Here is a 23,170-nt window from a genome sequence, read left to right as displayed (position 1 = left end):
AAACTCATTTCAGAATGAGCTTTGCAACAAAGTCATTTTGAACTTTACAACAAAGCACCTCACATAGTTAATGCAGAAATTTGTCAAATAAAAATTCATTAAAAAACAACAAAATGAAAACAATAGACAAAATTTACATCAATGGAGAATTTGTTACTCCACAAGGAACAGAATACTTTGACCTTATTAGCCCAACAACAAACGAAAAATTAGGAAAAGTACTTTTAGGAAACACGGAAGACACCAAAAAAGCAATCGAAGCAGCAAAAAATGCCTTCAAAACTTTCTCAAAGACAACAGTTTCAGAAAGAATTCAACACCTCAAAAACATTAAATCTTCTATTGAAAAAAGAAAAGACGATTTTATCAATGTAATGATAGAAGAATATGGAGGCACATTTCAATTTGCAAGTATAAGTTACGAATATATGCTAAAAGGTTTTGACTCTGCAATTAACCTCCTTAACAACTACAACTTTATCAAAACGATGGGCGAATCAGAAGTTCAAATGGCCCCAATTGGCGTTGTCGGAATTATCATTCCTTGGAACTCAAGCAACGGCTTTATCTGCAGCAAACTTTCTACCGCAATTGCAGCAGGATGCACAACCGTAATTAAACCAAGTGAAATGAGCGCCCAACAGACACAATTAATTACTGAATGTCTTCACGAAGCAAATCTTCCAAAAGGCGTATTTAATATTGTAAATGGTTTGGGAGAAATTGTTGGAGCAGAAATAAGCAGAAATCCAGATATCGCCAAAATATCTTTCACAGGATCAACGAACGTTGGAAAAATAATCGCAAAGGAAGCTGTCAACACCATGAAAAGAGTAACTCTTGAACTTGGCGGAAAATCTCCGAACATTATTCTAGACGATGCCGATTTTTCAAAAGCTATTCCCCTTGCACTTGGAGCTGCGTTTATGAATAGCGGACAAGCTTGTATTGCCGGAACTAGATTACTTATTCCAGAAAACAAGTTAGCCGAAACCAAAGTCTTTATTAAAGAAATAATTTCAAATCTTATTGTTGATGATCCAAAAAATCCAAATACAGCTGTAGGACCAATGGTCAGCACAAAACAATACAATCGTGTTCAAGATTATATTCAAATCGGAATTAATGAAGGCGCAGAAATATTAACTGGCGGACTTGGAAAACCAGAAGGGCTAGAAAACGGAAATTTTGTTAAACCAACAGTCTTTGTCAATGTAACAAATCAAATGAGAATTGCACGAGAAGAAATATTTGGCCCTGTTCTATCTATTATTACTTATAAAACAGAAGAAGAAGCAGTAGAAATTGCCAATGACACAACATACGGATTACAAGCTTATGTAAGCTCTTCAAATATAGAAAGAGCTCATCGAGTTGCCTCTCAGATTAATGCAGGACGTGTTCAGATAAACGGAATTGGTCATGATCCAATGGCACCTTTTGGAGGATTTAAACAATCTGGAATCGGACGTGAATTTGGAACACTTGGCCTAGAAGCTTACTTAGAACCAAGAGCATTAATTCAGCCTAAATAATCTTCATCAATCTGGAAGTCTTTACATCTAAAGATTTCCAGATTTTAGTATTTTTACAATCATGAGCATCAAACAAAATACAAAACCCAAGATTCTTTACTCCTGTTATTACTCACGCAGTCGAGAGGGCGAACATTTTATACCCGAACATGTTTTCAGCTATCAGATTTCTGGCGAAATGATCGTTACAGATAATCAAAATACTTTTCACTCAAAACCAGGGGACTTCCGTTTCAGCAGAAGAAATCACTTAGCAAAGTTTACTAAAATTCCGCCAGAAGGAGGAGAATTCAAAACTATTTCCCTTTTTCTTGATCAGGAAATTTTAAGAGAAGTCAGCAAAGAATACAATTTAAAATCTGATAAAAAATCCGAATCAGAAGCTATGTTTTCATTGACTCCTAACCCACTCTACAAATCTTTCATGGAATCATTAATATCCTATCTGGAAGTGGAAGAAGAAAACAACGAAACTTTATTCAATTTAAAAATCAAAGAAGCCATTCATCTTTTACTAAAAGTAAATCCAGAATTAAAAGACATTTTGTTTGATTTTAATGAACCTGGAAAAATTGATTTAGAAGCTTTCATGAATAAAAACTTCCACTTTAATGTTCAAACGCAACGATTTGCTTATCTAACCGGAAGAAGCTTAGCTACATTTAAGAGAGATTTTCAAAAAGTTTTCCAGCAAACACCCGGGAAATGGCTTTTAAACAAAAGACTTCAAGAAGCTTATTATTTAATTAGTCAAGGAAATCCGCCATCAGAAGTGTATATCGGTGTTGGTTTTGAAGATCTTTCACATTTTTCCTTTTCATTCAAAAAGAAATTCGGAATCGTTCCTTCCTCTTTAAATCACAAATAGAACCTTCCACAATAGACCTCCCAAAATACATCTTTCGAAATAAATCCCCGTGGTTAAAACCACGGGCTATATTTAAAACAAAAGAAGGCTTAACAAATTATAACGCTTTACGGATTTTGCATAACCTAAAAACATCTTTACGCACTTTGCGTATATCTTAGCGCACTTTGCGGTTAAAAAACAGCCAGAATTTAAAGCATAAAAAAAAGCCTCTCATTTCTGAGAGGCTTTTCTGTTGGTCTACTAGGACTCGAACCTAGAAAGACGGCACCAAAAACCGTAGTGTTACCATTACACCATAGACCAGCAGTGCGGTTAAGCGGGTGCAAAATTAAAACTTTATTTAATTTATGCAAATTTTAAACGAAACTTTTTTAAATAAAAAAAGTCTCTCATTTCTGAGAGACTTTTCTGTTGGTCTACTAGGACTCGAACCTAGAAAGACGGCACCAAAAACCGTAGTGTTACCATTACACCATAGACCAGCAGTGCTATTAGCGAGTGCAAATTTAAGTCTTTATTTAGTTTGTGCAAACTTTTTGGGCAAAAAAAATCATTTTTTTTGCTTTTTCTTCGTTTGAAATCTTTACTAACAATAGAAGTTCCTCATAAACAACATATTGCTCTTTGCTGATAGTTTTATAGAATTTTTTGTTAATGCTCGTTTCTTTACATAAAAAAACATTTTCTTTGTAGGATAGAAAAACACTCAAATTTTTAACACCTAAATATGGCACAATTCAATTTCAATAAATGGAATACAATTATTGGTTGGTTTGCATTTGCAATCGCTTTAATAACTTATACATTAACAGTAGAACCTACAATGAGCTTTTGGGATTGCGGAGAATATATTGCTACCGCAGCTAAACTTGAAGTAGGACACCCACCGGGAGCTCCACTTTTCCAGATGATGGGTGCATTTTTTGCAATGTTTGCTATAGATGCTCAGCATGTGGCTCTTATGGTTAACATGATGTCTGTTTTCTCTAGCGCATTTACCATATTATTTATGTTCTGGTCATCGTCTATGATTTTGAAAAAGATCGTGGCTCGTTTTACAGAAATTGACCAAAACAATTCGATTGTTATTTTAGGAAGCTCTTTTGTAGGAGCTTTGGCTTATACATTTTCTGATAGTTTTTGGTTTAACGCAGTAGAAGCCGAAGTTTACGCAATGGCATCTTTGTTAATCGCATTGCTTTTCTGGCTTGGTTTACGTTGGGAACAAGACATGGACAAACCAAAAGGAAATAAATGGCTTTTAATTATTTCTTTGGTTATTGGTCTTTCGTTTGGAGTTCACTTCATGGCTCTTTTAACTATTCCTTCTATTGGATTCTTATATTATTTCAAACACTACGAAAAAGTTACCATAAAAAACTTCCTTATTGCCAATGTAGTCGTTATCGGAATCTTGTTGTTTATTTTTAAATTACTTCTTCCATTGACTATGGCATTTTTCGGAAAAACCGAAATCTTCATGGTAAACAGTATGGGACTTCCATTCAATTCCGGAACTATCTTTGTTGCATTATTATTTATTGCGTTTTTCTATTTTGGATTAAAATACACAAGACAAAAAGGCTTAATATTCTACAACACTATTATATTATGTGTTTTATTCATCCTGATTGGTTTCTCAACTTGGTTAATGCTTCCTGTTCGTGCAAATGCGAATACCGTTATTAACGAAAACAAACCATCAGATGCTACCGAGGTTTTAGCATATTATAATCGTGAGCAATATGGTGTGAATCCTTTGTTTTACGGACCTCAATACACTGAACTTTTTGCTGGCCTTGATGCTAAAACACCTTATTTAGACAAAAAACCAAACTACGAAAGAGATTATAAAACTGGTAAATACATTATTACCAATAATTATAAAAACGCAGAACAGAATTCTGACGACAACCAGAAAGCAGTTCTGCCAAGAATGTGGAGTACAGAAACCGGTCATATTCAAAACTATATCAACTTTACAAATCCTCCAAAATTCCGAATCAATCCTAATTACAATTATGATGAAGATTTGGCAAAATATGGCATCGATGCAAGTCAATTAAGCGAAGATGAATACAACAAAGCTACTGCTCAATTGCGTAATGAGGTTGAAAAAACAGTTTCTGAATTTAGAAAAGCTTACGCTCAAAAACAAATTGACAACGAAGGTTACGTAAAATTCTTAAGAAGCTACGGTGAGTATTTGCTTATTGAAAAACCATCTACAGCAGACAACTTCAGCTTTATGTTTGAATACCAATTTGGATATATGTACTGGAGATATTTAATGTGGAATTTTGTTGGACGCCAAAACGACGTTCAAGGTAAATACGATAACCTTGACGGAAACTGGATTAGCGGTATCAAAGCTTTAGATTCTGTTCATTTAGGTTCTCAAGACAATTTACCTACTGATGTATTAAATAACAAGGGGCGTAATGCTTATTATTTCCTTCCGTTTATTTTAGGATTAATCGGTATTATGTACCATGCTAACAAAGATTTGAAGAGTTTCTACGTTCTTTTGGCTTTGTTTTTATTTACAGGAATTGCACTAAAAATATATTTAAATGAAAGACCTTTTGAACCTCGTGAAAGAGATTATGCTCTTGTAGGTTCCTTCTATGTCTTTGCCATCTGGATCGGATTTGGTGTTTATTCACTTTATGAAAGTCTCCAGAAATACTTGGCCCCAAAAATTGCAGGTCCAGTAATTATTGCTGGAAGTTTATTGGCAGCTCCTGTTTTAATGGCTTCTCAAAACTGGGATGATCACGATAGATCTGGAAGATATACAGCAGTTGCTATGGCAAAAGCTTATTTAAGTTCTTGCGATAAAGATGCTATTTTATTTACCATTGGAGATAACGACACCTTCCCTCTTTGGTATGCGCAGGAAATTGAGCATTTTAGAACCGATGTGAAGATCGTAAATACAAGTTTATTTATGACAGATTGGTACATTGATCAAATGAAAGCGAAGTCTTACGAGTCAAATCCGTTGCCTATTTCGTTTGAACATAGCCAATATGTGGGAGATAATTTAGATTATACCGCTTACATCCAGAAAATTGACACACGCTGGAACATTAAAGATTTTATCGATTTTATCAAAAATCCTAAATCGACTGTTGGTTTACAAAACGGACAAACCATCCATTTCTACCCAACAAACAAGATTAGAGTAAATGTGGACAAAAACACTATTATCCAAAATAAAGTAGTTAATCCTAAATATTACGATTCTATTGTTCCTTACTTAGATATAGATATCAAAGGAAGCGCGTTATACAAAAACCGTTTAATGATGCTTGATATTTTAGCAAATAACAACTGGAAGAGACCAATTTACTTTAGCGGTGGTGCTTTTGATGATGAAGACTATTTATGGTTAAAAGATTATCTGCAATTGGACGGAATGGTTTACAAATTGGTTCCAGTAAAAAATACTCCTTCTAAAGATGGCGGACCATTAGATATGGGACAAATTGATGCAGATAAAATGTACGATATTGTAATGAAATGGGATTGGGGAAATAGCAATGGAAACATTTATCATGATCCTGAAACTAGAAGAAACAGTATTACTTATCGCACTAATCTTTCGAGATTAATGAATCAGCTTATTGCTGAAGGTAAAATTGACAAAGCCAAAAATGTAATCAATTTAGCGATGACTAAAATGCCATTGGACAAATATGGTTATTATTCATTAGTTGAAGCTTTTGGAGATGGCTATTACAAAGTTGGCGAAAAAGCTAAGGCGCAAGATCTTTTAAATAAATTAGTTCAGAAATATAAAGAGAATCTAAACTATTATAGCACATTGCCTCCTTCTGATCAAACTTCTTTAGCAGTAGACATTATTACTGATATTGAACGTTACAGAAGTTTGCTACACGTAATGGACGATAATAAAGACACAGCTTTTTACAACCAGCACAAAACTACGTTTAACACTTATGTGAATGTTTTTGAGCGTTTTGGACGTGAAAAAGAGTAATTAATATACGAAAATCTTACTTATTAAAAAAATGCAGCGCTGTTTGATAAATAGCGCTGCATTTTTTAATTTTATACTACAATAATTTTAATTCAAAATGAGCTTCTATTGGGTAAAAACTAACGCATTTATCAAAAAGGTATTTTCTAAATATTGCTGGGATATTCCTAACAACGAAAAGAAAATATACCTCACTTTTGATGATGGCCCTACTCCAGAAATTACAGACTGGGTTTTGTCTGAATTAAAAAAATTTGATGCTAAAGCTACTTTCTTCTGCATCGGAAAAAACATTAAAGCTAATCTGGCTTTGTTCGACAAGTTAATTACCGACGGACATTCAATTGGAAACCATACTATGAATCATGTTAATGGATGGAAAAGCCACACGAATGAGTATATTGAAAATGTACAAAACTGCGCCGCTATTTTAGACGAACAAGAGAAAAACCCTCATCGTTTATTATTTCGTCCTCCTTATGGAAAAATAAAAAAAGCGCAGTCTAAAATCCTTAGAAGTTTAGGCTATAAAATTGTAATGTGGGATGTTTTGAGTGCCGATTTTGATCAAAGCATTACGCCAGAAAAATGTCTTGAAAACGTAACAAAGAATGTAAAATCAGGTAGTGTAATTGTTTTTCATGACAGTATTAAGGCTTCTCCAAATTTAAGATTTGCCTTGCCTAGAACACTGCATTTTTTAAAAGAAAACGGGTATAAATTTGACATTATTCACTAAATAACATCAATAAAAGAAGTTATTTAGACATTAAATTGTTCCTGAACAATTCCGATAATAGTATTAGCATCAAGCTCTCCAGATTGCCTCCAGATCATTTGTCCTTCCTTGTAAATCATTAAAGTGGGAAGTCCTTTAATACGAAGCGCTTCTGCGAGTTCCTGATTTTTATCTACATCAATTTTGATTACTTTGGCTTTATCGCCAAGCGCAGCCGCTACGTCCTTAATTACAGGATGCATAGAAACCGAAGATTCATTCCAATCTGTGTAAAAATCAATTAACACTGGAACTTGGGCATTTATTAGTTCTCCAAATTTTGACATAAAACCAAAAATTTAAGTTTTTTAAATCTCTTAAAAGAAATAAATATTATACAAATGTAGCATTTTTAACGAATTAAGCGACATTACGGCCTTTTTTTAGTTCAATTACTGTTATTTCAGGCATAATTCCAACTCGTCCTGGATAAGCGTGAAAACCAAATCCGCGGTTAACATAAACGTACTTTCCGACGTTTTCGTACAAACCTGCCCACTGTTTATAAATGTATTGTGCCAAACTCCATTTAAAATAACCTGGAATTTCAATTCCAAACTGCATACCATGCGTATGGCCAGCAAAAGTCAGATGAAAATTCTTTGGATGGTCTTTAATTTCAGCATCCCAATGGCTTGGGTCATGGCTCATTAAAACTTTAAAATCGTCTTGATGCACATCTTTTGAAGCTTTGTTTAAATCGCCTGCTTTCTTAAAATTCACTCCCCAATTCTCTACGCCAATCAGAGCTATTTTATCATCCCCTTTTTGAATGTAAGTATGCTCATTCAACATTAATTTAAAACCAATCTGACCATAAAGGTTTTTAATCGCCTTAAAATTTTCGTCTTTTTCTTTCTCAGATGGCCATGTCACATATTCACCATAATCATGATTCCCTAAAACAGCAAACTTTCCATATTTATAATCTTTAATGCGATTAAAAGTTTCCAGCCAAGGATGCATCTCTTTAGCATGTGTATTAACAATATCTCCTGTAAACAAAATCAAATCTGCTTCTTGTGCATTGATCAAATCAATAGCGTAATTAATTTTCTCTGGATTATCAAAACTACCGCTATGCACATCAGAAATTTGAGTGATTTTAAAACCATCAAAAGCATCTGGAAGATCTGGAAAAAATATGGTTTGTTTGATTACTTTGAAATTATATTTCCCTTCAAAAATTCCATAAATAATAGAAAGAAACGGAATAGCAGCCAAACCTAAAGCAATCTGACTTACAAATTTTCTTCTGTCAGGCATCATTTCTTTTCGTGGTGTATTGTACACAAAATAATTTAGTATACTGGCACCTATTCTAATAATATCCTCGCCAAACATTATTAATGTCAGTACAATTTTTGGCACATAAACGACAAGCATCAAACCTGTAGTAAACATAAATTGCCTAGTCTGGCCAACTGATCGGTCTACCTGCGAAAAAGAATAGATAATAAAAATTAAAACCAGCAAGCTTATAACTTGATAGCCAATCAAAACCCAACGCGTTTTGATTAAAGTTCGAAAAGCTTGATAAGAATAGAACTCAATAAATAATAAAAGAGCGCATAGAATTATAAAACGAAAGATCATTTAATTTATAGTTTTAAACAAAGTAACAAAGAATGAAAATTTTATTTCTTTTTATTATAAAAAATTTAACGCTGTTAAAATAAAAAAGCTGAAAGATGGCTCTTTCAGCTTTAACCTACCAACCTTTAAAACTATTTACTTTAAAGACCTAAGTCTAGTTTTATTTTGCTTTTGGAGCTTCTGTTTTTGCAGCTTCTGCTTTTTTCTCTCCTTTAGCTTTTTTGTCTGCTTTCTTTTCTGCTTTTTTATCGTGTTTAGCAGCTTTCACTTCTTTCGTTTGCGCTGGCGCTGGAGTTGTTTGTGCGTTTACCATTGAGAATGTTCCTAAAACTGCTACTGCTAAAATTGCTAATTTTTTCATGACTTTTAAATTTTTTATGATTGTTTATTTTCATTTTTACAAGTCAAAGATATAATCGCAAAATGAAGACAAAATGAAGAAAAAGTCTTACAGAAAATTTTAACTTTTAATTGGCTTTTTCAAACAGCAACGTAAAAATTGTCCCTTGGTTTAAAGCCGATTTAACTTTGATTTGAATATGATGAAAAGAAGCAATACTTTGTGCAATTGCAAGTCCTAGTCCCTGACCTTCTTGATCTGAATTAATTCTCGCAAAACGACTAAATACTTTTTCAAGTTGCAATTCGTCCATTCCTATTCCCGAATCTTTTACCGAAATAAAATAATGTTCGTCTACAAAACCGTCCTCTATAATTATTCCTCCCTTAGGCTTATTATATTTTATAGCATTAGTTACGAGATTATAAATAAGAATATGAACTAAGGTTTTATTTCCTATAAAAACAAAATCATTTTCCATTTCGTTCATAAACTGAATATCTTTATCCTCAATTCGATCCAGAAGATCTTCCTGCAAATCAGAAACAATTTCTCTAAGATTGATTTCTTCATTTGCTTCGTATTGATTATTATCTATTCTAGAAATCAACAGCAAGTTGTTAATGATTTTTTTCAGCATATCTAATGTCTTCAACGAACCTGCAATCTTATCAATCGCATGATCATCCAAAGACTCATTCTGCAACAAGTTTTCAAGTTTATTTTTAAGTAGTGCAATTGGCGTAAGAAGTTCATGTGAAACATTCGAAATAAACTGTTTTTCCTTTTTAAAAACCTCCGTGATTCGATCCATCATTTGATTTAAAACAAAATCTAATTCTCTAAAATCTCTTGAAGTTGCTTTTATTGGAGTATGATCAAATGTTTCCGGCTCATTTACACGCCTAATTTTGGTATCGATAATTTTGTAAAATGGTTTTAAAAGATATTCTATATAAAAAGTATCGGCCAAAAAAGTAATCAGAAGAATTACCACAAAAACAATTATAATGAAAAGTTTAATCGCAAAAGTCAGATCATTAACCTCACTCAAACTACTTCCTATTTCAAGCTGATAATCTTCACCTTCATACGTAAAATGATGCTGCAAAATCCGATACTCGCTTTCTTCTCCTTCTATTTTTCGATACTCATTACTGAAAGTTGTTTTTTTCTGATGTGGTTTTATAGGAACTCTGGATAAAACTAAAAATTCACTGTGAAGTGTTGAAAATTCAGAAAAAGCGTCGGTTGAATCTTCTGGATTTTCAATAAAATCATTTATTTCTTCCTTATTCAGGTGTTCAATAAATTTTTTCTTTTTCTCTAGCAGCGTATTATTAATATGATGATAAACCACATTTTCTACCAAAATTGGAAGCATTAGCCATAAAACCAAAATGACCAGCAATCTGGTCAAGGCGTTAAAAATAGCTAATTGATGTTTTATTTTCACAAGAATCGATTTATTCGTTTATACGATAACCAACATTTCGAACAGTTTCAAACCAATCTATAGCAGTATGCTTATCCAGTTTTTTTCTAAGATTTCGAACATGCACATCTATAAAATTAGAATCAGAATTAACTTCTAGAATATCGCCCCAAATATGCTCTGTTAATTGCAATCTTGTAATAACACGGTTTTTATTGAGAACCAAATACTGAAAAATATCAAATTCTTTTTTGGTAAGACTGATTGGTTGATCGCTAAAGCTCACTTTATAATCTTGAAGTTGCAATAAAAAACCATGAATGCTTAAATTGTTTAAAGTAAAACCATGAATTCTGCGAACTACGGCAAACATTCTTGCTGCCAATTCTGTCAAAGCAAAAGGTTTGGTCAAATAATCATCAGCGCCCAAATGCAATCCATTTATTCTATCATCCAACTCTCCACGGGCAGTAAGAACAATTACCGCAATTTTCGATTTTGTTTTTCTAATTGCCTGCAAAACATCAAAACCATCACCATCGGGCAAACCAAGATCTAAAAGCATAACATCATAATCATTGCTTCCAAATTCTTCAAGAGCTTCGGCACAATTATTTGCAATTTTACAAATATATCCTGCGTTACATAAAAAATCGTAGACCTCTACGGCAAGTTCCTTATTATCTTCAACAATTAAAACATTCATAAGCACAACATTTAAGCGAAATTAAAATTAATCAATTATAAAAAATTGAGTAGTGTATTATTAAAAAATTAACGAATGAAAAAAGCTGATAAATTTCTTCATCAGCTTCTTCAATCGCATTCTCATAATCATTATTCCTGTTTTGCCTTCGTTACAAAGCTTCGAAAACAAAACGAGAGCAATTTTTATTTTTTAGCCTTTGCTGTTTCTGGTTTTACAGCTTCTGGTTTCGCAGTTTCTGTTTTTGCCGCTTCAGTTTTTGCTGATTTTGCTTTTTTATCAGATTTGTGTTTAGGGTGTTTGGTTGCTTTTACTTCTTTAGCTGGAGCTTCTTTTCCATCTTTTGCAGGAAATGCGTGAACCATTGCACTTGTTCCTAAAACTGCTACTAGTAACATTAATAAATTTCTCATGATTTCTAAGATTTAAGAATTAATAACCTTTTATTTTACAGATCAAAATTACCTTCGCAACATGAAGAGAAAATGAAGAAATGCCTGAATAAAAATTTTTAACTTGATATTAACGCTTTGCGGTTTTTTACCATATAAGTTATATAAGTTCACTTTAAACATTCACTACAATAACATTAACGATAAAATAGGAGACGCACTGCGGTGCGTCTCTACAGGCGCATCTCAGCTAAAATGAACTTATATAACTTATATGGTAAAAATTTTCTTTTTTGATTAATTTTTGCAATCTCAATTGTTTATTTTTACAGACTAATATTTTTAATATGTCAACTCAAAAACGCCTTTTTCTTCTAGATGCTTATGCACTAATTTTTCGTGGTTATTATGCCTTTATAAAAAACCCGAGAATCAACTCAAAAGGAATGGATACATCTGCAATTATGGGTTTTATGAACTCACTTTTGGATGTTATTAAAAGAGAAAAACCAGATCATTTAGCCGTTGCTTTTGATAAAGGCGGTAGCCACGTAAGAAGCGAAATGTTTGTAGAATATAAAGCCAATCGTGATGCAACACCAGAGGCTATTAAAATTGCCATTCCGTATATTCAGGAATTATTACGAGCAATGCATATTCCTATTATTGAAATCGAGGGCTGTGAGGCCGACGACTTAATTGGAACAATCGCTAAACAAGCAGAAAAACAAAACTACAAAGTCTACATGGTAACTCCAGATAAGGATTTTGCCCAACTCGTTTCTGAAAACATTTTTATGTACAAACCTGCCCGAATGGGTAACGGAATCGAAATCTGGGGTGTTCCTGAGGTTTTAGCAAAATTTGAAATTGAAAGACCAGAACAAGTAATTGATTTTCTTGGAATGATGGGCGATGCCGTGGATAACATTCCTGGATTGCCTGGAGTTGGCGAAGTTACAGCCAAAAAGTTCTTGAAAGAATTTGGAACAATGGAAAACCTTTTAGAAAACACACATTTACTAAAAGGAAAAATGAAAGAGAACATCGAAGCCAACAAAGAAAAAGGGATTCTTTCTAAAAAATTAGCCGCAATTATTACCGATTGCAATGTTACTTTTAATGAAGAAGATTACGAACTTTCTCGTCCTGATATCGAAAAAACAGATGCTATTTTTCAAGAACTAGAGTTTAGAAGAATGGCAGAACAGTTTGATAATTTATTTAAAACGGATGGCACCCAAACTGCTGCTCCAGCTTCTGATGCCAAATTGTATAAAAAAGCACAACCTAAAAATGAAGACCAATTTGATCTTTTTGGAGGCGGAAATACGAATGGAGAAAACGCTGAAATCGAAAGAACTTCGTTTTATAATACTTTAGAAAACACCGAGCATTTTTACCAAACCATTCAAGGTGATTTAGGTATTAAAATGCTTTTACAAAATTTACAAAAACAGACTTCGGTTTGTTTTGATACTGAAACCACAGGAATCGATGCTTTGCACGCAGAACTTGTTGGAATGTCTTTCTCTTACGAAAAAGGAAAAGCATTTTATGTTCCGTTTCCAGAAAGTCAGGAAGAAGCAAAAGCTTTAATAGATAAATTTGTTCCTTTTTTTGAAAATGAAAATATTGAGAAAATCGGACAGAATTTAAAATACGATCTAAAAATCCTTTCTAATTATGGCGTAACCGTAAAAGGAAAACTTTTTGATACGATGATTGCGCATTATCTGATTAATCCGGATATGCGTCATAATATGGATATTTTGGCAGAAACATACTTGAAATATTCACCAAAATCTATCGAGACTTTAATTGGTAAAAAAGGAAAAAACCAGCTTAATATGCGCGATGTTCCTTTAGAAGACATTAAAGAATATGCAGCTGAAGATGCCGATGTTACTTTACAATTAAAAGAAATCTTCACAACCGAATTAGACAAAACCGAAACTAAAAAGTTATTTGACGAAATCGAAATTCCATTAGTAAGCGTATTGGCCGACATGGAAACGGAAGGAATTCGTTTGGATGTAGATTTCTTAAAAGGAATGTCTTCTGAAATGGAAGTTGAAATCAAATCTTTAGAAGAAAAAATATACGAAACTGCTGGCGAGAAATTTAACTTGGCTTCTCCGAAACAATTAGGAGATATTTTATTTGACAAACTAAAAATTGGTGGCGCAAAGCAAAAGAAAACCAAAACGGGTCAGTACGCAACTGGCGAAGAAGTTTTGACTTATTTGGCCAATGACAACCCGATTGTAAAACAGATTTTAGATTGGCGTCAGATGGTAAAACTGCAAAGCACTTATATTTTGGCTTTACCAGAACAAGTTGATAAAAAAACGTTACGCGTTCATACCGATTATATGCAGACGGTTGCTGCAACAGGACGTTTGAGCTCTAATAATCCTAACTTGCAAAATATTCCGATTCGTACCGAAAGAGGCCGTCAGATTCGTAAAGCTTTTGTGGCACGTGATGAAAATTACACTTTAATCTCTGCCGATTACTCGCAAATTGAATTAAGAATTATTGCTGCTTTGAGCGGTGAAGAAAATATGATTGCAGCTTTCCAAAACGGAGAAGACATTCACAGAGCAACCGCAGCAAAAGTTTTTGATGTGGCGCTGGAAGAAGTTTCCCGCGAACAAAGAAGCAACGCTAAAACGGTAAACTTCGGAATTATATACGGTGTTTCTGCTTTTGGATTGAGTAATCAGACTTCGTTATCAAGAAGCGAAAGCGCTGCCTTGATTGACGCTTATTACAAAACGTATCCAAGATTGAAATCATACATTTCTGAGCAAATCGAATTTGCACGAGAAAAAGGATACGTACAAACCATTTTAGGCCGTCGTAGATATTTAAAAGATATTAATTCTGCCAATGCCGTTGTGAGAAGTGCCGCTGAACGAAATGCTGTAAATGCTCCAATTCAAGGAAGCGCTGCTGATGTGATTAAAATTGCGATGATCAACATTCATAAAAAACTTCGTGACGAAAACTGGAAATCTAAAATGTTGCTTCAGGTGCATGATGAGCTTGTGTTCGATGTTCATAACGACGAACTCGAAAAAATCCAGCCGATGATTAAACATGAAATGGAAAATGCTTTTAAAATGTCGGTTCCTTTAGAAGTTGAATTAGGAATGGGTAAAGATTGGCTAGAAGCGCATTAATAATTTTAGATTTTAGATTGTTGATTTTAGATTATTGATTTCAGATATCTAAATAAAAAATCAACCCAATCTTGTCATTTCTGACATACATATGTATAAAAAAATCCATTCTTTCGAATGGATTTTTTTGTTTTTATTATTTTTTTCGAGTTGACTCTCTTTCTTTCAATTTTGTTTTGATGACGATTGTTTCGTATTCAGAAATTGTTCCTTCTGGCTCTTCCAATCTTTCGATTAATCTTTTTGCAGCAACTTCTCCAATTTCAACTCCATGCTGACTTACAGTAGTCAGACTTGGCGATAAACGTCTTGAGGCCAAAATTCCGTCAGCAAAACCAATGATTGAAATGTCTTCAGGAACTCTATACCCTTTTTTCAAACTTACTCTTAAAGCCGCAACAGAATCATTTTCGTCTAAGGCAAAAATTCCGTCAATTTTATGATCAAAAATCGAATCAATTTTTGCTTTCATATCATCTTCAGAATCGGTACGAAGAATAATTTTTTCGTTAACCGGAATATTATTATCTGCCAAAGCTTTCAAATATCCATCGGCTCTCAATTTTCCAACACTTAAATTATCTACAGAAGAAATTAGAGCAATATTTTTGCATCCTAAATTAATTAAATGCTGCGTTGAGTTTAACGCCGAATCAAAATCATCTACGACAACTTTATCGCAATCTACTTCATCGGCAATACGGTCAAACATCACGATTGGTGTTCCATCATTAATTATTTCCGAAAAGTGATTGTAATCTTGAAGTTTCTGAGCTTCTTGAGAAACCGAAAGAATAAACCCGTCAATAGTTCCGTTGCTCAACATTTCAAGCGTATGAATTTCTTTCTCCAAAGATTCGTTCGAGATACAGGTAATTACATTATATCCTTTTTTATCGGCAACTTTCTCAATACCGCTAAAAACTTTCGCAAAGAAAGAATTTAAAATATTAGGAATAATTACGCCAATCGTTTTTGTCTTACGATTCTTAAGATTCAAACCAATAACATTCGGCTTATAATTTTTGAGTTTGGCATACTCTTTAATCTTCACCTTGGTTTGTTCACTAATTTCTGGACTGTCATTCAATGCTTTAGACACAGTCGAAACAGAAACTCCCAGTTCCTTCGCAATTTGTTTTAGAGTTGCTTTAGCTTTCATCCAATTGAATTTTATGTAATTAATACAAATATAGTAGAATTACCTAAAATAAAACAAAAACAAGCCATTAGTATTTAAAAATATAAGTCATTTCGAAATAATAATTAATTAAACAGAGATTTTAAAACCGCTCTTACTAAAATTTCGTTAATAACTAAATACCCGTTAACTAAAAACCAATGTTATTAACCTAATAAAAAACTTGATTATGAAAAACGAAGTTAAAATTCATGAAGTTGACCCTTCACTGAATAGCAGAAGGAGCTTTCTTAAGCTCAGCGGATTAACATTAGTCACCACAGGTTTGGTTCTAGCTGGCTGCAGCGACAATGACAATGATAATGATATGCCAGACACCTCATTGCCTGGAATAAGAAATGGTGTTTTTGATTTGGGCTCTGGAGATTTTGGAGTTTTGACTTACGCGTACGCTCTCGAACAACTAGAAGCCGACTTTTATACTAAAGTTGTTAATGCAAGTAGTTTTAATACTGTATTTAGCAGTCTTGAACGTGAAGTTCTAACCGATTTATACCATCATGAAGTGGTTCACAGAGATTTCTTCAAAGCAGCTTTGAATGGAGCACTTCCCGATCCTAGTTCACAATTACTTCCTTCTTTAGCCTTTAATTATGGTTCATTAAATTTCAACAGCCGCGCCGAAGTTCTCGCAACTGCAAAAGCATTAGAAGATACTGGCGTTGCTGCTTATAACGGAGCAGGGAAATTAATTAAAACAGCTGACTACTTATTATTGGCAGGAAAAATTGTTTCTGTCGAAGCCAGACATGCTTCAGCAATAAGAAGTTTAATTAATCCTAATTCGAAAGATTTTGCCGGAGATGATATTGTAAATATGTCAACAGGCTTAGATGATGCAAAAGATCCATCTAAAATACTGCCAATTGCTGCTGGTTTTATCACCACAAAATTTACAGCTAAATACCTACCTTAATCTTAACCGTCAAAAACTTAGAAATTATGAACATTTTAAAATTTATAGAATCCTTTACTGACGATAATTTAATGAACAGTACTGGTTCTCGCAGAGACAGTTTTGCACAGTTTGGAAATATCGGGAAAAATTTAGCTTTAGCATCAATCCCATTCGGATTGTCGGCTCTTACCAATAAAGCTTTCGCAAAAGACATTACAGCAACTCCGGCAACACCTATTGGAGCTTTGCAATTCGCGCTAACGTTAGAATATCTTGAAAACGAATTTTACGCCATGGCATTAGATTCTGGAGTAATTCCAGCTTCAGAAAACGGAGGAAGAGACTTAAAAGTATTCCAACAAATTGCAGCACACGAATCTGATCATGTTAAATTTTTAATTGCAGGCTTAGGCGGTACCGCAAGTGCCAACTTCGTCCCTAAACCTACTTTTGATTTTACGGTTGGAGGAGCATTTAATCCGTTTGGAGATTACCCAACCTTTTTAGCTTTGGCACAAGCATTTGAAGATACAGGTGTTAGAGCATATAAAGGACAAGCTGCAAACTTGATAACCACACCCGATTTATTGACTGCAGCATTACAGATACATTCTGTTGAAGCGCGCCATGCTTCTGAAGTAAGAAGATTAAGAGGTTTAAAAGGATGGATCTCTAATGCAGAAAGAGGCGCTGGCATGCCAGCAGCAACTCAAGCCGTTTACGATGGCGAAGGCGTAACGATGCAAGCGGGATTTAATACCGCAACCGCTTTTGGTGCCGCAGCGGGCTCAGAAGCTTACGATGAGCCACTTACGACACAGCAAGTTGTTGATATTGCCAATATATTTATTGTATAATCACTTTTTTTCATAAATATTTAACCGTCTTTGCTTTATTGTAGAGACGGTTTTTTTATTCGCTAATTATTTAAAAAACTGAAGCCCTGATTTTCAGCAGATAAAATATTCTTTCAGGTATTTGGTTTTAAAATAATTAATTGTACTTTTGCATCCCCTTTATTGGGGATGGAATGTTTAATTAAAATAATATTATGGACGCATTAAGCTACAAAACAGTTTCAGCAAGCAAAGCCACTGTAACTAAAGAGTGGATTGTTGTTGACGCTGAGGGTCATAACTTAGGACGTCTTGCTTCTAAAGTTGCAATGATTTTAAGAGGTAAGTACAAGCCAAGTTACACACCGCACGTTGACTGTGGAGATAACGTAATTGTTATCAACTCAGAAAAAATTAACCTTACAGGTACAAAATTGAATGACAAAATTTACATGCGTCATACAGGTTACCCAGGAGGACAAAGAACTTTAACTGCTAAAGTATTGCAAGCTAAAAACCCTGCATTATTAGTAGAAAAAGCTGTAAAAGGTATGTTACCTAAAAACAAATTAGGAGCTGAACTTTTTAGAAATCTAAATGTTGTTGTAGGATCTGAGCACACTCACGGAGCTCAAAAACCTAGAACTGTTAACCTAAATGATCTTAAGTAATGGGAGTTATTCACAAAATCGGTAGAAGAAAAACCGCTGTTGCACGTGTATACGTTTCTGAAGGAACTGGAAACATCACTGTAAACAAAAAAGAATTCGCAACTTACTTTCCAACTGCAACTTTACAATACAAAGTTTTACAACCGCTTTCTATGACAGAAAACGCTGGTAACTTTGATGTAAAAGTAAACGTTTACGGAGGTGGTACAACTGGTCAGGCAGAAGCTGTAAGAATGGCATTAGCACGCGTAATGTGTGAAGTTAACGCTGAAAACAGAGGAATCCTTAAACCAGAAGGTTTATTAACAAGAGACCCAAGAATGGTTGAACGTAAGAAATTCGGTCAGAAGAAAGCTCGTAAGAGATTCCAGTTCTCTAAACGTTAATATTACCTGTCTTGTTCAAATGGGACAAGACATTATCAATTATTTATTGAAATTAAAAAACACAGTTATTGTTGCTCTCCTACCGAGGTAGGATATAGTTTAGCATCTAAATGTATAAAGCCAGAGAAATCGCCATTTATACATTGCTAATCAACAGAACGTAAACTAGTACAAAAATGGCAAACAAAATAGAAGTAAAAGAATTACTAGAAGCAGGTGTTCACTTCGGACACATGACTAGAAAATGGGATCCAAACATGGCTCCTTACATTTATATGGAGCGTAATGGTATTCACATTATCAATCTATATAAAACTGCAGCTAAAATTGAAGAGGCTAACGAAGCTTTGAAAAAAATCGCTGCATCAGGTAGAAAAATCTTATTCGTAGCTACCAAAAAACAAGCAAAAGACATCGTTGCTGATAAAGCAAAAGCTGCAAACATGCCTTACATCACTGAAAGATGGCCAGGTGGAATGTTGACTAACTTCGTAACTATCAGAAAGGCAGTTAAAAAAATGTCTTCTATCGATAAAATGAAGAAAGATGGTACTTTCAACACTTTATCTAAAAAAGAGCGTTTACAAGTTGATCGTCTACGTGCTAAATTAGAGAAAAACTTAGGTTCAATTGCTGATATGTCTAGACTACCTGCAGCATTGTTCGTAGTAGATATCAAAGCTGAACACATCGCAATAAAAGAAGCTCAAAAATTAAACATTCCAGTTTTCGCAATGGTTGATACGAATTCTGACCCAAGAGAGGTTGATTACGTGATTCCTGCAAATGATGATGCTTCTAAATCAATTGACAAAATTTTATCTTTAGTAACTACTGCAGTAATCGAAGGTCTTTCTGACAGAGGTGCTGAAAAAGAAGTTGAAGCTGCTGAAGAAGCTCCTGCTGTTGAGGCTGAAGCTGCTCCTGCAACTGAAGAATAAATCAAATTTTAAATTCCAAATTTTAAATTCCAAAGTCCAAATACAAAATTAAAAACGTTATGTTGATAATTTATTAAAATTGGAGCTTGGGATTTAAAAGCTGGAATTTTTTACTTTTAACATTAAAAATTCAAAATATTATGTCAACAATTACTGCTGCAGACGTAAATAAATTAAGACAATCTACAGGTGCCGGAATGATGGACTGTAAAAAAGCTTTAGTTGAAGCTGAAGGAGATTTCGATAAAGCAATCCAAATCCTTAGAGAAAAAGGACAAAAAGTTGCTGCTAACCGTTCTGACCGTGAGTCTTCTGAAGGAGCTGCTGTTTCTTTTATCAATGCTGACAACACTAAAGGAGCTATCCTTACTTTAAACTGCGAAACTGACTTCGTAGGTAAAAATGAAGCTTTCGTAACTTTAGCTAAGGATTTAGTTGAAAAAGCGATCAACTTCTCTACTAAAGAAGAATTATTAGCTTCTGATTTCAACGGAATCACTGTTGCTGAGAAATTAATCGAGCAAACTGGCGTTATCGGTGAAAAAATCGAAATCGGTGGTTTCGAAATTTTAGAAGGTGCTTACGTTGGATCTTATGTTCACGTTAATAAAATTGCTGCTTTAACTGCAATTTCTGCTCCAGTTGCAAACGCTGAAGCTTTAACAAAAGACATCTCTATGCAAGTTGCTTCTATGGGAGCTGACACATTATCTTACAAAGATTTTGATCCTGCTTTCGTTGAATCTGAACTTGCTGCTCGTATTGCTGTAATCGAAAAAGACAATGAAGAAGCAAAACGTTTAGGAAAAACTTTAAAAAATGTTCCTAAATACATCTCTTTCTCTCAATTAACTCCTGAAGTTATCAAACAAGCTGAAGAAGATGCTAAAGCTGAATTAAAAGCTGAAGGAAAACCAGAGCAAATCTGGGATAAAATTCTTCCAGGTAAAGTTCAACGTTTTATCTCTGACAACACTACTTTAGATCAAGAGAAAGCTTTATTAGATCAAAACTTCATCAAAGATGATAGTAAAAAAGTTAGTGATTACGTAAAAGGATTCAATGTTGAAATTACAGGTTTCAAAAGAGTTACTTTAGGTTAATATATTATTTTTTCAATATTAAAAAGCCCGAATATTTATTTATTCGGGCTTTTTTATTTTCATACAAGACTAACTTTCAATTGGAAAATTTCTTGCTCTCATCAATGCGTCAGATTGCGGAGCATGTCCTCTGAAATTCTCGTACATTTCTTCATTATCAATCGTATTTCCAACGCTTAAAACCGTTTTATAAAGGCGTTCAGAAACATTCTTGTCAAAAGGTCCATTTCCTTCCAAAAATGCTTCGTAGGCATCTGCATTAATAACATCTGCCCATAAATAGCTGTAATACCCAGCCGCATATCCGTCACTTGAAAAAATATGAGCAAATTGCGGAATTCTATGTCGCATCACAATTTCTGCAGGCATATTAATTTCACTTAAGACTTTCTCTTCAAATGCATCCGGATCGACCGTTTCAGTTGTTAAATGCAGTTTCATATCAACAAACGAACTTGAAATCGTTTCTACTGTTGCAAAACCTTCATTAAAATTGGCCGCTTTTCCTATTCTCTCTACTAATGATTGGGATAAAGGTTCGTTCGTTTTATAATGAAGTGCAAATTTATTCAACACTTCTGGAGTCGCTAACCAATGTTCTAGCAATTGCGAAGGAAACTCTACATAATCTCTCGCAACAGAAGTTCCTGAAAGACTCGGATAAGTAACATTGGAACACAATCCGTGAAGTGCATGACCAAATTCATGAAACAAAGTTGTGGCATCATCCCACGAAATCAAAACAGCTTCATCGCTATTTCCTTTAATAAAATTGCAATTATTTGAAACAATCGGAAGTACATTTCCTTTTATCTTCTGCTGATCTCTATGCGAATTCATCCACGCTCCCGAACGTTTACCAACACGTGCGTAGGGGTCAAAATACCACAAACCGATTGGCTCTCCAGTATTTTTATTATTCACTTCCCAAACACGAACATCGGCATGATAAACGGGAACATCAAATAATTGTTTAAATCCTAAATCAAACAATTCACCAGCCGTCCAGAACATTCCTTCTCGCAAATTCTCTAATTGCAGATATTGCTTTATTTCATTTTGATCCAAATCATATTGCGCTTTTCTGACTTTTTCCGCATAAAAACGGTAATCCCAAGGCTGTATTTTAAAATCTCCACCCTCATTATTTACCATTTCCTGCATAGCAGAAACATCGTTTTTCACCTTTTCTACAGCAGGTTTCCATACCGAATTCATCAAGTCGAGCGTTTTCTGCGGATCTTTGGCCATTTTATTAGACAAGCTCCATTCAGCAAAGTTTTTAAACCCTAAAATCTTCGCTTTTTCAGTTCTTAATTTTAAAATAGATACCAATATTTCATTTGTATCATTTCCATTCTTATTATCACCTCTCTTTACGAAAATATCAAAAGCTTTTTCTCTTAAATTCCTTCTGTTTGAGAAAGTCAAAAAAGGCTCGATTGAAGATCTTGTATTCCCAATACATCCTAAAACATTTAGATTTCTTTCTTTCGCTTCTGCAATTGCTGCCTTCTTAAATTCTTCGGGTAAACCATCAAAGTCAGCTTCTGTATTGAGCTCTATATATTGATTGTTTTCTTCCGCTAGCAACTTTTGACTAAAAGCAGTAAAAAGTCCTGCTAATTCCTGATTGATCTTTGCTACTTTATCCTTATCCTCTTCGTTTAGCTCTGCTCCTTCTCTAACAAAATCGGTATAATACAGCCAAAGCAAGCGTTGTTGTTCTTTACTTAAATTCTCCTTTTCATCCGATTTGTATAAGGTTTCAATTCTAGAAAACAGCTTTTCATTTTGATACAATTTGTCATTAATCTCCGCCAATTTTGGCGACATTTCGGTATCAACTGCATTAAATTCTGGAGTACTCAAATTGGATCTGTAAATACCATAGACCGCATGAATTCGATCTAATTTTCTGCCCGAAAGCTCTAAAGCTTCAATTGTATTTTCAAATGTAGGCTTCTCTGGATTATTGGCGATTGCATCAATTTCTTCTAATTTTTCCTTGATCGCAAATTCTATCGCGGGCTGAAAATCAGAAACTTTATAAGCTGTAAAATCTGGAACGCCTCCATAAGGACCAGACCAGCTTTTTAATAATGAATTATCTAATTCTATTGGTGTTTTCATAACAAATACATTAATTAATTCTGTGCAAAATTTCAATTAAAAAAAAGCAACAGAATCTCAAAATTAACCAATCAAAAGCAAACTTCATATCGAAACGGATTATAAAAATTAATCCGTTTCAAAGATTTAAAAGAAATAGTTTATTTTTGAAATA

Annotated in this window: 19 protein-coding genes and 2 tRNA genes; 11 read left to right on the top strand and 10 right to left on the bottom strand. The window is 34.0% G+C overall.

Going from position 1 to position 23,170, the window contains the following annotated elements:
• The first annotated feature begins 113 nt into the window (after nucleotides 1–113).
• A complete protein-coding gene (locus tag ACFO3N_RS06045; RefSeq protein WP_379796058.1) occupies nucleotides 114–1,535 on the top strand; it encodes an aldehyde dehydrogenase family protein in 1,422 nt (473 codons plus the stop codon).
• A 61-nt stretch (nucleotides 1,536–1,596) separates the two neighbouring features.
• Complete coding sequence (locus ACFO3N_RS06040; protein ID WP_379796056.1) at nucleotides 1,597–2,403, top strand: AraC family transcriptional regulator; 807 nt, start codon at nucleotides 1,597–1,599, stop codon at nucleotides 2,401–2,403.
• Nucleotides 2,404–2,638: 235 nt separating this feature from the next.
• Here ACFO3N_RS06040 and ACFO3N_RS06035 read toward each other — a convergent pair.
• Together ACFO3N_RS06035 and ACFO3N_RS06030 are read right to left on the bottom strand one after the other, a co-directional pair.
• Nucleotides 2,639–2,709, bottom strand: a tRNA-Gln gene (locus tag ACFO3N_RS06035).
• A 108-nt stretch (nucleotides 2,710–2,817) separates the two neighbouring features.
• A tRNA-Gln gene (locus tag ACFO3N_RS06030) sits at nucleotides 2,818–2,888 on the bottom strand.
• 245 nt (nucleotides 2,889–3,133) lie between these two features.
• Between ACFO3N_RS06030 and ACFO3N_RS06025 the strand changes: the two genes are divergently transcribed.
• Both ACFO3N_RS06025 and ACFO3N_RS06020 read left to right on the top strand, forming a co-directional pair.
• Nucleotides 3,134–6,412 (top strand): glycosyltransferase family 117 protein, encoded by a 3,279-nt coding sequence (locus ACFO3N_RS06025; protein ID WP_379796054.1) that lies wholly within the window; start codon nucleotides 3,134–3,136, stop codon nucleotides 6,410–6,412.
• Nucleotides 6,413–6,509: 97 nt separating this feature from the next.
• Nucleotides 6,510–7,151, top strand: coding sequence for a polysaccharide deacetylase family protein (locus tag ACFO3N_RS06020; protein WP_379796052.1), 642 nt, complete (start codon nucleotides 6,510–6,512; stop codon nucleotides 7,149–7,151).
• 23 nt (nucleotides 7,152–7,174) lie between these two features.
• Here ACFO3N_RS06020 and ACFO3N_RS06015 read toward each other — a convergent pair whose 3' ends face one another.
• The 6 genes from ACFO3N_RS06015 to ACFO3N_RS05990 form a co-directional block, all read right to left on the bottom strand.
• Nucleotides 7,175–7,477 (bottom strand): thioredoxin family protein, encoded by a 303-nt coding sequence (locus ACFO3N_RS06015; RefSeq protein ID WP_008466807.1) that lies wholly within the window; start codon nucleotides 7,475–7,477, stop codon nucleotides 7,175–7,177.
• A 73-nt stretch (nucleotides 7,478–7,550) separates the two neighbouring features.
• Nucleotides 7,551–8,786: a metallophosphoesterase gene (locus ACFO3N_RS06010; protein ID WP_379796050.1), complete on the bottom strand. Its 1,236-nt coding sequence runs from the start codon at nucleotides 8,784–8,786 to the stop codon at nucleotides 7,551–7,553.
• A gap of 160 nt (nucleotides 8,787–8,946) precedes the next feature.
• The gene (locus ACFO3N_RS06005; RefSeq protein ID WP_248729350.1) at nucleotides 8,947–9,147 is read right to left on the bottom strand and encodes a hypothetical protein; all 201 of its coding nucleotides are present in this window, start codon (nucleotides 9,145–9,147) and stop codon (nucleotides 8,947–8,949) included.
• Nucleotides 9,148–9,253: 106 nt separating this feature from the next.
• Entirely contained in the window at nucleotides 9,254–10,582 is a 1,329-nt protein-coding gene (locus tag ACFO3N_RS06000; protein ID WP_379796048.1) for a sensor histidine kinase, read from the bottom strand.
• Nucleotides 10,583–10,592: 10 nt separating this feature from the next.
• On the bottom strand, nucleotides 10,593–11,267 hold the full coding sequence (locus ACFO3N_RS05995; RefSeq protein ID WP_379796046.1) for a response regulator transcription factor: 675 nt from the start codon (nucleotides 11,265–11,267) through the stop codon (nucleotides 10,593–10,595).
• A 185-nt stretch (nucleotides 11,268–11,452) separates the two neighbouring features.
• On the bottom strand, nucleotides 11,453–11,680 hold the full coding sequence (locus ACFO3N_RS05990; RefSeq protein WP_379796044.1) for a hypothetical protein: 228 nt from the start codon (nucleotides 11,678–11,680) through the stop codon (nucleotides 11,453–11,455).
• A 326-nt stretch (nucleotides 11,681–12,006) separates the two neighbouring features.
• Between ACFO3N_RS05990 and polA the strand changes: the two genes are divergently transcribed.
• Nucleotides 12,007–14,847, top strand: a complete 2,841-nt coding sequence (gene polA, locus ACFO3N_RS05985; RefSeq protein WP_379796042.1) for a DNA polymerase I — start codon at nucleotides 12,007–12,009, stop codon at nucleotides 14,845–14,847.
• Nucleotides 14,848–14,983: 136 nt separating this feature from the next.
• On the opposite strand, the gene ACFO3N_RS05980 is transcribed toward polA, so the two are convergent.
• The gene (locus tag ACFO3N_RS05980; RefSeq protein WP_379796041.1) at nucleotides 14,984–16,009 is read right to left on the bottom strand and encodes a LacI family DNA-binding transcriptional regulator; all 1,026 of its coding nucleotides are present in this window, start codon (nucleotides 16,007–16,009) and stop codon (nucleotides 14,984–14,986) included.
• Between the two features lie 208 nt (nucleotides 16,010–16,217).
• On the opposite strand from ACFO3N_RS05980, the gene ACFO3N_RS05975 reads away from it, so the two are divergent.
• The 6 genes from ACFO3N_RS05975 (at nucleotide 16,218) to tsf (ending at nucleotide 20,883) form a co-directional block, all read left to right on the top strand.
• On the top strand, nucleotides 16,218–16,964 hold the full coding sequence (locus ACFO3N_RS05975) for a ferritin-like domain-containing protein (RefSeq protein WP_379796039.1): 747 nt from the start codon (nucleotides 16,218–16,220) through the stop codon (nucleotides 16,962–16,964).
• 26 nt (nucleotides 16,965–16,990) lie between these two features.
• A complete protein-coding gene (locus ACFO3N_RS05970; RefSeq protein ID WP_379796037.1) occupies nucleotides 16,991–17,803 on the top strand; it encodes a ferritin-like domain-containing protein in 813 nt (270 codons plus the stop codon).
• Between the two features lie 194 nt (nucleotides 17,804–17,997).
• On the top strand, nucleotides 17,998–18,453 hold the full coding sequence (gene rplM / locus ACFO3N_RS05965; protein ID WP_095927953.1) for a 50S ribosomal protein L13: 456 nt from the start codon (nucleotides 17,998–18,000) through the stop codon (nucleotides 18,451–18,453).
• A complete protein-coding gene (gene rpsI / locus ACFO3N_RS05960) occupies nucleotides 18,453–18,839 on the top strand; it encodes a 30S ribosomal protein S9 (RefSeq protein WP_035645327.1) in 387 nt (128 codons plus the stop codon). Before rplM ends, rpsI begins: the two co-directional genes overlap by 1 nt.
• Nucleotides 18,840–19,015: 176 nt before the next feature.
• Entirely contained in the window at nucleotides 19,016–19,780 is a 765-nt protein-coding gene (gene rpsB / locus ACFO3N_RS05955; protein WP_095927954.1) for a 30S ribosomal protein S2, read from the top strand.
• A gap of 140 nt (nucleotides 19,781–19,920) precedes the next feature.
• Entirely contained in the window at nucleotides 19,921–20,883 is a 963-nt protein-coding gene (gene tsf / locus ACFO3N_RS05950) for a translation elongation factor Ts (RefSeq protein ID WP_250834157.1), read from the top strand.
• A 69-nt stretch (nucleotides 20,884–20,952) separates the two neighbouring features.
• On the opposite strand, the gene ACFO3N_RS05945 is transcribed toward tsf, so the two are convergent.
• A complete protein-coding gene (locus ACFO3N_RS05945) occupies nucleotides 20,953–23,016 on the bottom strand; it encodes a M3 family metallopeptidase (protein ID WP_379796035.1) in 2,064 nt (687 codons plus the stop codon).
• Nucleotides 23,017–23,170 lie beyond the last annotated feature (154 nt).

The sequence above is a fragment of the Flavobacterium chungangensis genome, assembly GCF_042654045.1.
GTDB lineage: Bacteria > Bacteroidota > Bacteroidia > Flavobacteriales > Flavobacteriaceae > Flavobacterium > Flavobacterium chungangensis.
Note: the sequence above shows the minus strand (reverse complement) of the source record. Positions and strands in the feature narration are given on the sequence as shown.

Excerpts from the sequence above, each read along its gene's own strand:
- polA (WP_379796042.1), top strand. The coding sequence starts at position 12,007 with ATGTCAACTCAAAAACGCCTTTTTCTTCTAGATGCTTATGCACTAATT.
- ACFO3N_RS06015 (WP_008466807.1), bottom strand. The coding sequence starts at position 7,477 with ATGTCAAAATTTGGAGAACTAATAAATGCCCAAGTTCCAGTGTTAATT.
- ACFO3N_RS06025 (WP_379796054.1), top strand. The coding sequence starts at position 3,134 with ATGGCACAATTCAATTTCAATAAATGGAATACAATTATTGGTTGGTTT.
- rplM (WP_095927953.1), top strand. The coding sequence starts at position 17,998 with ATGGACGCATTAAGCTACAAAACAGTTTCAGCAAGCAAAGCCACTGTA.
- ACFO3N_RS05975 (WP_379796039.1), top strand. The coding sequence starts at position 16,218 with ATGAAAAACGAAGTTAAAATTCATGAAGTTGACCCTTCACTGAATAGC.
- ACFO3N_RS06005 (WP_248729350.1), bottom strand. The coding sequence starts at position 9,147 with ATGAAAAAATTAGCAATTTTAGCAGTAGCAGTTTTAGGAACATTCTCA.
- ACFO3N_RS06020 (WP_379796052.1), top strand. The coding sequence starts at position 6,510 with ATGAGCTTCTATTGGGTAAAAACTAACGCATTTATCAAAAAGGTATTT.
- ACFO3N_RS05995 (WP_379796046.1), bottom strand. The coding sequence starts at position 11,267 with ATGAATGTTTTAATTGTTGAAGATAATAAGGAACTTGCCGTAGAGGTC.
- ACFO3N_RS05945 (WP_379796035.1), bottom strand. The coding sequence starts at position 23,016 with ATGAAAACACCAATAGAATTAGATAATTCATTATTAAAAAGCTGGTCT.
- ACFO3N_RS06045 (WP_379796058.1), top strand. The coding sequence starts at position 114 with ATGAAAACAATAGACAAAATTTACATCAATGGAGAATTTGTTACTCCA.
- ACFO3N_RS05990 (WP_379796044.1), bottom strand. The coding sequence starts at position 11,680 with ATGAGAAATTTATTAATGTTACTAGTAGCAGTTTTAGGAACAAGTGCA.
- rpsI (WP_035645327.1), top strand. The coding sequence starts at position 18,453 with ATGGGAGTTATTCACAAAATCGGTAGAAGAAAAACCGCTGTTGCACGT.
- ACFO3N_RS06010 (WP_379796050.1), bottom strand. The coding sequence starts at position 8,786 with ATGATCTTTCGTTTTATAATTCTATGCGCTCTTTTATTATTTATTGAG.
- tsf (WP_250834157.1), top strand. The coding sequence starts at position 19,921 with ATGTCAACAATTACTGCTGCAGACGTAAATAAATTAAGACAATCTACA.
- ACFO3N_RS05980 (WP_379796041.1), bottom strand. The coding sequence starts at position 16,009 with ATGAAAGCTAAAGCAACTCTAAAACAAATTGCGAAGGAACTGGGAGTT.
- ACFO3N_RS06040 (WP_379796056.1), top strand. The coding sequence starts at position 1,597 with ATGAGCATCAAACAAAATACAAAACCCAAGATTCTTTACTCCTGTTAT.
- rpsB (WP_095927954.1), top strand. The coding sequence starts at position 19,016 with ATGGCAAACAAAATAGAAGTAAAAGAATTACTAGAAGCAGGTGTTCAC.
- ACFO3N_RS05970 (WP_379796037.1), top strand. The coding sequence starts at position 16,991 with ATGAACATTTTAAAATTTATAGAATCCTTTACTGACGATAATTTAATG.